A 9,249-nucleotide genomic window follows, 5' to 3' on the forward strand; every position below is an offset into this window, starting at 1 on the left:
CGCGGGGTATGGTGGCCGCTGTGACGTTCTCGATCGCCAGCCCCGCGGCTTCGAGCGCGGGCGCATCGAGCGCGAACTTGCGGCGGTTGCAGGAGAAGACGAGCGTGCCGCCCGGTGCGAGCAGCCGGCAGATCCGGGTGATGAGGTGCACGTGGTCACGCTGGACGTCCCAGGTATCGACCATGCGCTTGGAGTTGGAGAACGTGGGAGGATCACAGAATACGAGGTCGAAGCGCTCCTCGGCGCGCAGTGCTGCCTCGAGCCACTGAAGCACGTCGGCCTGGATGAGCCGGTGCTCGGTGCCACCGAAGCCGTTCGCGGCCATGTTGTGGCCGGCCCACTCGGTGTACGTAGCGGACAGGTCGACCGTCGTCGTCTGCCTCGAGCCCCCGGCCGCCGCATAGACGCTCGCGGTGCCGGTGTAGGCGAAGAGGTTGAGGAATCGCGTCCCGGAAGCCATGTCACGGACCATCCCGCGGGTGATGCGGTGGTCGAGGAAGATACCGGTGTCGAGGTAGTCGGACAGGTTCACGTCGAAGTGCAGCCCCGCTTCATCGACGGCGCCCGTGACGTTCGTGCGGGCGAATCGCGTGTACTGCGAGGTGCCACGCTGACGCTCGCGGATCTTGAGGAAGACGTCGCGCTCATCGACGCCGAGGATCTCGGGCACGATGGCGAGTACGTCGTCGAGGCGCCCGAGCGCCTTGGCGGGATCGATCTGAGGTGGCGGCGCGTACTCGGCGATGTGGATCCAGCGCCTGCCCTCGTCGGCGCCCGAGCCGTTGTAGACGTCGATGGCGACCGAGTAGTCGGGCAGATCGGCGTCGTAGACCCGGTAGCAGGTAACGCCGGCTTTGCGCGCCCACTTCTCGGTGTGGCGCGTCATCTTTCGCAGCCGGTTCGCGAACGCCTCGGCCGATGCATCGAGGATGCGGGCGGGCCGTGGCGTCGAAGGTTCGTCTCCACGGCGCTGCTGCTCGACCACCTCTGCACCACCCTCGGCGGCCGCCGTCTCGGCGACCTCCTGCACGCCCGCCGAGAACACGCGCACGGGCGACTCGATCTTTCCGTTGAAGAGCGTGTGCTCGCGGACTGGCGTGAGCGAGAGCCCGCGACCCAGATTCGCGTCGGGAGTGATCACGGCGAGCGTCCACTGGTCGCCCAATGAGCGCACGACCTCGCCCAGTTCGGCATAGAGCGCGGGCAGCGCGGCGCGAGAGCCGAGACGCTCGCCGTACGGCGGATTCGTGGCGAGCAGCCCGCTTGGCGCGTGCGCACCCTCAGCGGTGATCGGTGCTTCGACGTTCGCCAGCTCGCGTGTGCTCAGTGCGATCGCGCCTTCGAGCCCTGCTCGGCGGATGGCGTTCGTGGCGACTGCGATGGCGCGCGGATCCGAGTCGCTCGCCGCGATTGGCACGAGCGTCGCGAGTCCGGCCTCTCGGCGATCGGCGGCATCTTCTCGCATCTGCGCCCAGAGCGCTGCGTCATGCGCGAGCCAGCCGGTGATGCCCCAACGCCTGCGCGTGAGCCCCGGCGCGATGTCACCGGCGATCATCGCCGCCTCGATGGCGAGCGTGCCGGAACCGCACATCGGGTCGAGGAACGCACCGCCGGCCTTGGCAATGTCTCGCCATCCGGCCACGGCAAGCATCGCGGCAGCGAGGTTCTCCTTCATCGGCGCCTCGACTTGGACGCCCGGCTCCCGGTAGCCACGCTGGTGCAACGGCGGCCCGGACAGATCGATTGAGATGACGGCCTTCTCGCCACGCAGGACCACGTTGACGAGCAGGTCGGGCGCGGCCGTATCCACGTTGGGGCGTCTGCCGAAACGCTCGGTGAAGCGATCGGCGATAGCGTCCTTCACGCGAACGGCAGTGAACTGCGTGTTGCGCAGTGCGTCGTTCATGCCACCGGCGTCGACGGCGATCGTGCCGTCCGCCCGCACGTGATCCTCCCACGGCAACGCTCGCACGGCCTCGTAGAGCGCGTCGGCGCTGTCCGCCGGAACACGCGCGAGGGTGAGCAGGACCCGAGACGCGATTCGAGACCACAGCAGGGCACGATACGCGCTGCGCAGCTCGCCGCTGAACGACACACCGGAGGTCAGCGGTCGCACGCCGCGAACGCGAAGTGAGCGCAGCTCGTCGCCGAGCAGCGCTTCGGTGCCACGCGGACAGGGTGCGAAGAAGTCGAGGCGGTCGGTCACTTGGCGCGCATCAGTTTGGCGATGGCCGTTCGCACGGGAAGCTCGACCGCGACGAAACTGCCATAGACGCGCACCTTGCCCACAGTGAACTTGCGGGCGGCAATCTCGCTCGCCGCACCGGAGAACAGCTTGTCACCCGGAGTGCTCAGCATCACCGAGCCGGCCTGACCTTGTGCGACGGCGCAGGTGAGCAGCCCGGTCAAATCGCTTCCCGAGGAAACGCCGAGTCCACTCCAGCCAAGACCGGCGCCCGGTATCTTCGTGCTGTGCTGCGCGACCACCAGCGCCGTGTGATAGCGAGTGGGACCCCAGAGCCGGCTCACAATGAACCCACGCTTCTTGAGCGTCGCAACCAAGGACCTCGAGACCTGATAGTCGCTGCCCACCACGTAGATCCGCTTGATGCCCAGCGTCTTGAGGGCCGAGAGCGTCGCCGCGGGGACCGTGTAGCGGTGCGTGAGCAGGATGGGACGCCCCGTCTTGGAGGCGGCGGGCACCGCGGCCAGCCCACTTCCGTAGGCGTCCGGGCCCACGAGGTATGCGGTGTCGACCGGCGCCTTCTTGCGCGCCTTCATGATTGCAGCCGACGCACGAGCGCCCTCGGCTGCTGTGACGAAGCGATCCTTGCCCTGCACGCGCACGACCTCCACGCCAAGCGAAGCGATGCGCGAGGCGACCGCCGTCGACACGATTGAGCTGTCTCCCATCACATACACGCGCTTGGGAGCAAGCCGCTTGATGGCGGCGCTGGTAGTTGCGGGCAGGGAGGTCTTGGACACCAACAGCAGCGGACCGCCGCCCGCGCCGGCGATAGCTGCACCACCGAGATTGCCGGGCCACTCTTCCCCGCTCGCCACGACAAGCGAACTCACCGCCGCCGTGGAAGTGGCCGGGTAGGTCGCCCGCGTCGCAGCCACGGCCGTCTCGTAACGCGTCGTTCCGTAGATGGTCTGCTGACAGTCGACGTAGAAGTCGTCAATCTTCTTGTAGCGGTAGAGGCGATAGCCGTACGACAGCGAGTCGGAGTAGTCGCGCACAGTGCGCACCGTACCCGTCGAACTCCCCCGTTCCTCATAGGCGATGAAGTCGTCTTTCGCGTCATCTGCCCAGCCGACGAAGATCATCGTGTGCCCCGGCTGCTTGGTGCGCAGCACCACATCGCCTGGCAACACCGCTGCCTTGGACACGGTGGTCAACGCCGAGGGGTAGAGATCGCGGGTGGTACGCGAAAGCGGCTTGCCGCTGCTGTACGTGATTCCGAGACACATCGAGACGAATCCCGAGCAGTCCGTCCGATAGCCCAACGCGCTGGGACTCGGCGTAGCCGTTGTGGCGATCATGCGCCCATCGATACGGGCGTAGCGGGTCTGGCTGTAGGGGACGTTCTTGTCGACCCACACCTTGCCGCGCGCGAGAACGGTGTCGCGAGCGATGCCAAGAGCAGCCGCTGGCGCGAGTACGCTCAGGATGAGTGCGCCGAGAATGACGCTGCGAATGTATCGCGAGTGACGCATGGTCGATTCCGCCTCGGCTTCGATGTGTGCTACAGGTGGGCGTGTTCAGTTCAAGACCACCTACGAGTGTACCATCGGTCATGAGGAAACGCCTCTTGAGCGACCACTCGAAGGCATCGTGACGAGCATCACGCGCAGGTGTTCGGTCTAGCTCGCGAACCCGTCTACCACGTACGTACCCGAGCGCGCGTCTTTCGAAAGCACGATGAAGCCGAGCTTCTGCGCGTCTTCGAGCAGCTGGCTGAACGAGCGGTAGCCATAGCTCGACTCGGAGAACTGGGGCTGCTTACGCTTGATGGTGTCTTTAAGCAGCGACGAATGCATCACGCCGACGTTCTCGCGCTGGAGCGCCTCCATCGTCTCGAACAGCAACTTGAAGGCAGGTCGCTTCTTCTTCGGGATGTCTTGGCCCAGATCGGGCGCACCGCCCGATGCTGCACCGATGTCCTCGTAATAGATGAACTCGTCACAGTTGGCCGCGAGGAGGTCGCTCGTCGAATCCTTCATGCCCACGCCAACGACCGTCTTGCCGTTCTCTTTGAGGCGGAGCACCAGCGGGGTGAAATCACTATCCCCGGACACGATGACGAACGTGTCGATGTGCTCCTTCGCATAGCTGAGTTCCATCGCGTCTACCACGAGCCGGATGTCGGCAGAGTTCTTGCCTGTCATGCCGCGCTCGGGAATCTCGGTCAGCTCGATCCCGAGCTCGTGCAGCCCTTGCGAGTACTCACTGAACCGCGCCCAGTCGGCGTACGCGCGCTTCGCGACGACCTTGCCCTTCTCCACGAGCCGCTCGAGTACGCGCTTCATGTCCAGGACGTCGGTCTTCTTGGTGCGGCGACCACCCCCGCGCGGGGCAAGCCCGAGCGCGAGGTTCTCGAAGTCGATGAATACGGCGAGCGAATGCGCTTCGTCAGCCATGGATCCCCCTTGGTTGGGCGGACTCGCGTGAGGATTCGACGCGGCCACCTGCGACTCATCATACCCGTGCGTGGCCAGTGCGCGCGCGGCCTACGGTTCCGGGTACCCGAGGAGGATGCGTATCGCCGCATGGGCTTCGTGCGCCGCAGCCACCATGACCCGCGACGCGAACAGTGAATGTCCGAGTCGCACGTCGCTTCGAAGATCACCCACGAGGTAGAAGGTGTCCCCTATGCGCTCGGTCACGACGTCATTGGCCGAATCGAAGCCGGCAAGTCCGGACGCGCTGACGAGCGGCGTGTCGGGCAGCTTGGCGAGAGCGGCGTTCGCGATCATCGCCTTGACCTCGGCTCGATCCGCGGCCTCGACGACGACGTCCGCGCCGCCGACGAGGCCCACGAGGTTCTCGGCGTTCACGCACTCCTGATACGAATGCAGCGTCAGGTTCGGCGAAATCCGAAGCAGCGTCTCGGCGAGCGCCTCGGTCTTGGGGAGCCCCAACTGATCACGGAAGAACATCTGCCGATTCAGATTCGACTCCTCGACCACATCGAAATCGATGATGGTGAGCTCGCCGACGCCGGAGCGCACGAGCATCGCCGCGGCGTTGCTGCCAAGCCCGCCGCAACCGATGATCGCGACGTGCGATGCCGCGAGCCGTGCCCGAAGTGCCGGGTCGTCGTTGGGCTCGAGTGGCTCGAAGCACGTGGGTCCGTCAGCCAATTCGCTCAGCCACCCGCAACGGGCGGGAATATCGCGAGCCGGTCGCCCTCAGCAAGGAGTGCCTCATCGGCAGCGTGGCGCCCGTTGACGAACACCACCCGCGGCTCATCGGGCAGACCGAGCGTCCTGATGATGTCTGCAACAGTGGTACCCGGCTCGAGCGCGAACGGACGCGCACCGCGCCCACCCTTTCCGTCGGGCTGGTAGTCGGAGAGATATGCGAACAGCGCGATATCGACGTTCATCGTTTCAGCGTACTCCTCGAATGCAGAACGGACCCGCACCATCTCGGTGCGGGTCCGTCCGGAAGCGAACTTACTGGAGGCCCATCTCCTTGGCGGTCTCTGGCACGAAGTCGAAGACCGAGTCGAGATCGGCGTCAGTGACGGTGAACAGCGCATCGTGCGGCGGCAGCTTGTCGGTGCGGAAGAACTCCGGCAGGCGGTCGTCAGCGCTGGTGAAGCCGGCGCGCTCGTTGTAGAGGCGCTCCATCGTCAGCACCTCTCGGCCCATCTGCATGAGCGCCGCGATGTCGTACTTGGTGCCGGTGTGCGCTTCGAGCATCTCGTGGATGGCGACGAACGCCTCGGGGATGTCGAGCACCGGGAACGCGACGAAGATGCACAGCCCGAGCGAGTCGAGCATCGCGGTGGCGATCTGCAGCGTTTTGGAGAGCGTGACCTGGCCCTCAGGTGAGAGCGGGTTCACCGTTCCGCCGACGCCGAGGATGTTGGCCGTGATCGTGTAGCCGGCGGTGTGGTCCGCGCCCTGCGTCGACGTCGCGTAGGTGACGCCGATACCCTGAACCGAACGGGGGTCGTACGCTGGCAGCGCCTGGTGCTTGACGACCGGGATGCGCGCGACGCCGAACTTCTTGCCGGTCGCCTCGGCGCCGTCCCAGATCACGTTGTCGGCGAGCCCGTCGCGAAGCGCGGCAAGAGCGCCGGCCGCATCGCCGAACTGGATCGCGCCCGAGTCCATGTAGACAGCCAGCGTGGCGCCCATCTCGATGGTGTCCAGACCGAGGTCACCGCACGCGCGGTCGAGCTCGGCTATCTCGTCAAGGTCACCGATCGCGCAGTCCGCACCCATGGACCATGCGGTCTCGTACTCCGGACCCTTGGTCTTGTAGTTGCCGTCCTTGTCAGACCAGTAGCGCGAGCACTTGATGACGCAGCCGGTGCTGCAGCCGTGGCTTACATCGCCACCGCGCTCGAGAATCGTCGCGCGCTGCGTCTCCCCGCCGATGGCGTCCGCGAACTCGAAGGAACCGGCCGAGAAGTTGCGGGTCGGCAGTCCGCCGGCCTCATTGAGGATGTTGGTCAGCACGTTGGTGCCATACATCGGCAGACCGGTGCCGGATACTCCGTGCTCCTTGATGGCCTTTGTGAAGTTCTTGGTGGCGGCGACGAACGCTTCCTTATCGGCGTGCTCGAGGAAGCCCGCGCCCTTGTCGGAGACGATGATCGCCTTGATGCCCTTGGAGCCCATTACGGCTCCCAGGCCACCGCGGCCTGCGAAGCGGTTCGGGTAGCCCTTCGGGTCAGAGATCGCGATACCGGCGGCACGAGCCATCGCTTCACCCGCCGGGCCGTTGGTCGCGGTCGCAAATCGGTCCTCGGCGGGACGCGTCGCGGCAATCGCAGCTGCCGTCTCGTAGTTGCCAAGACCCGCCCACTCGTCGACTCGCGTCAGCGAGACGCTACGGTCGGCCTCGATCGTCAACGCGTAGCGCGCTGCCGGATCTGCGGGGATGCCGCTGATCGCAATCGCACCGATGCCCAGGCGGGCGAGCGTGTGCGCCAGTTGACCGCCGGAGTTCGATTCCTTGATGCCGCCGGTCAGCGGGCTCTTGGCGCCGACCGACAACCGCCCGCCGTTGGGGGCCGTGGTCCCACCGAACATGCCCGGCGCGAAGACCAGCACGTTCGCCGATCCGAGCGGATCGGCATCGGCCGGGACGTCGTTGTAGATGATCGCGTCGGTCAGTGCCCGGCCTCCGTACAGCTTCCATGCATCGGGAACGGGTTCCCATGTTGTCGATAGATCGGTCATGTTGACTCGCAGGATATCTCTCATTGGCTGCTCCTTCGTTTCGCGCACCGACGTTCGATATTCAGTCAGCGTACGCCCCTGCGCGAGCAAACGCATCAGGCGACAGATTTCGCTCTTTCGCTGAAGTTAAGGTTCTCGGGGAGCGGGTACGAATTCTTCAACGCCCCGGTTGTCAGCAACAGGGGGGGGTGCCTGTAAGGGACTTGAATGGAGGCTCGGGATGCGGACTCGATCGAAGGCCGGACTAGTGCTGATCGCACTATTACTGGTGATGTCGGTGGTGGCATGTGCCCCCAAGAAGGTCGCGGTACCGGACCTCTCCGGGCAGACCGTCGAGCAGGCCGACGCAGCTCTGGCGGCCGCCAAGCTCGTCAAGGGTGAAGCATCCTCGGACTACAGCGGCGACACGCCGATGGACAGCGTGTTCAAGCAGACTCCTGCAGCCGGCACTCAGGTCGACGAAGGCTCTGCGGTCAACTACGTCGTCTCCAAGGGCGAACCGCCCCCACCGCAGGTCGCGGTGCCGGACGTCAACGGACTGAACGAGGCGAAGGCGACAGAAGCGATCGAGGCCGCGGGGCTCTCGATACTGCCGTATGACGAGTTCCACGCTGCGGCCAAGAAGGGCACCGCGTTCGGCCAGCTGCCCGCAGCCAACGCGCAGACGGACGAAGGCTCACATGTGTTCGTCGCATTCTCGCTGGGCAAGCGGCCTACGGTACAGATCGTCCCGGACGTGACCGGCAGGTCCGAGAAGGTGGCGCGGGCCCGCCTCATCAAGGACGGGTTCAGGGTCAAGACGAGCGCACTGCACGTCATCGGGGTCAAGAAGGGCGAGATCGTCGCACAGGTCCCCGCTGCCCGATACAGGGCGAACCCGGGAACCACAGTGTTCATCATGGTGGCATCCGGCTCACCTGCCGGTAAGGTGCCGGATGTGAGCAACTTGCGGCTGCACAAAGCGACGAATGAACTCATCGCCGCCGGCTTCGCCCCGACGATCTTCTACTCGGCGAGCCCGAGTGTTCCCAAGGGCACAGTGATGGGCCAGGTGCCGATCGGTGGCAAGGAAGAGCAGCATGGCACCGAGATCGGCGTCGTCATCTCAGCCGGCGACATCGCGAGCGCGGCCCCTGACGACTCGGCTTCGGGACCGATGCAGGCGCCTGACGTCGTCAACCTGAAGAAGGCCGACGCATCCAAAGCGATGAAGGCCGCTGGTCTCGTGCCACAGTTCATCGAAGCGCACGACCCCAAGGTCAAGGCCGGATCGATCATCCGGCAGGTTCCTGCCGCGGGGGAGCCCGTCCGCGACGGCCAAGACGTCGTGTTGTCGCTGTCGGTCGGGCCGACCTCGAAGTTCGAGGTCAAGGTCCCCTCAGTGGCGAACAAGACCCGCTCGGCCGCGCAGAGCACGATGACCAAGGCGGGACTGCGCTACAGGATCCACTGGCGCTGGAGCACCAAGGTAGCCAAGGGTAGGGTCATCGGCCAGCTGCCCTCGCCAGGTGCCAAGGTCCTCAGGAACGCCCGCGTCGGCATAGTCCTCTCGCTGGGCAAGCCGCCGGCACTCAGCGTCACAGTACCCGACGTCGCAGCACAGACCGAGGAAGCGGCCAAGGCCGCGCTCGAGAAGCTCGGTCTCGAAGTGGAGATATCGGAAGTGTACGGCGCAGAAGGACAGCCTCCTGGAACTGTGGCCGAGCAGTATCCGCCGGCCGGATCGAAGGAAGGCGCCGACGCCAAGGTCATTCTGGTGATCGTCCGCTAGCAGCACCAAGGTTGTTCGCACGTCGGGGCCCCGGTGATACTGCCGGGGCCCCGGGC

Annotated in this window: 7 protein-coding genes; 1 reads left to right on the forward strand and 6 read right to left on the reverse strand. The window is 65.7% G+C overall.

Going from position 1 to position 9,249, the window contains the following annotated elements; genetic code table 11:
• The 6 genes from rlmKL to HGB10_11475 form a co-directional block, all read right to left on the reverse strand.
• On the reverse strand, positions 1–2,206 hold a 2,206-nt coding region (gene rlmKL / locus HGB10_11450), incomplete at its 3' end, for a bifunctional 23S rRNA (guanine(2069)-N(7))-methyltransferase RlmK/23S rRNA (guanine(2445)-N(2))-methyltransferase RlmL (GenBank protein NTU72417.1).
• Positions 2,203–3,720: a hypothetical protein gene (locus HGB10_11455; GenBank protein ID NTU72418.1), complete on the reverse strand. Its 1,518-nt coding sequence runs from the start codon at positions 3,718–3,720 to the stop codon at positions 2,203–2,205. The genes rlmKL and HGB10_11455, both read right to left, overlap by 4 nt.
• A 147-nt stretch (positions 3,721–3,867) precedes the next feature.
• Positions 3,868–4,644 (reverse strand): NYN domain-containing protein, encoded by a 777-nt coding sequence (locus HGB10_11460; GenBank protein ID NTU72419.1) that lies wholly within the window; start codon positions 4,642–4,644, stop codon positions 3,868–3,870.
• A 90-nt stretch (positions 4,645–4,734) separates the two neighbouring features.
• The gene (thiF, locus tag HGB10_11465) at positions 4,735–5,367 is read right to left on the reverse strand and encodes a sulfur carrier protein ThiS adenylyltransferase ThiF (GenBank protein NTU72420.1); all 633 of its coding nucleotides are present in this window, start codon (positions 5,365–5,367) and stop codon (positions 4,735–4,737) included.
• Positions 5,368–5,372: 5 nt separating this feature from the next.
• A complete protein-coding gene (locus HGB10_11470; protein NTU72421.1) occupies positions 5,373–5,612 on the reverse strand; it encodes a MoaD/ThiS family protein in 240 nt (79 codons plus the stop codon).
• A 70-nt stretch (positions 5,613–5,682) separates the two neighbouring features.
• Complete coding sequence (locus HGB10_11475) at positions 5,683–7,446, reverse strand: aldehyde ferredoxin oxidoreductase (protein ID NTU72422.1); 1,764 nt, start codon at positions 7,444–7,446, stop codon at positions 5,683–5,685.
• A 196-nt stretch (positions 7,447–7,642) separates the two neighbouring features.
• On the opposite strand from HGB10_11475, the gene HGB10_11480 reads away from it, so the two are divergent.
• Positions 7,643–9,193: a PASTA domain-containing protein gene (locus HGB10_11480; protein NTU72423.1), complete on the forward strand. Its 1,551-nt coding sequence runs from the start codon at positions 7,643–7,645 to the stop codon at positions 9,191–9,193.
• Positions 9,194–9,249 lie beyond the last annotated feature (56 nt).

Source organism: Coriobacteriia bacterium (assembly GCA_013334745.1).
Lineage (GTDB): Bacteria > Actinomycetota > Coriobacteriia > Anaerosomatales > JAAXUF01 > JAAXWY01.

Excerpts from the sequence above, each read along its gene's own strand:
- HGB10_11455 (NTU72418.1), bottom strand. The coding sequence starts at position 3,720 with ATGCGTCACTCGCGATACATTCGCAGCGTCATTCTCGGCGCACTCATC.
- HGB10_11460 (NTU72419.1), bottom strand. The coding sequence starts at position 4,644 with ATGGCTGACGAAGCGCATTCGCTCGCCGTATTCATCGACTTCGAGAAC.
- HGB10_11470 (NTU72421.1), bottom strand. The coding sequence starts at position 5,612 with ATGAACGTCGATATCGCGCTGTTCGCATATCTCTCCGACTACCAGCCC.
- HGB10_11475 (NTU72422.1), bottom strand. The coding sequence starts at position 7,446 with ATGAGAGATATCCTGCGAGTCAACATGACCGATCTATCGACAACATGG.
- HGB10_11480 (NTU72423.1), top strand. The coding sequence starts at position 7,643 with ATGCGGACTCGATCGAAGGCCGGACTAGTGCTGATCGCACTATTACTG.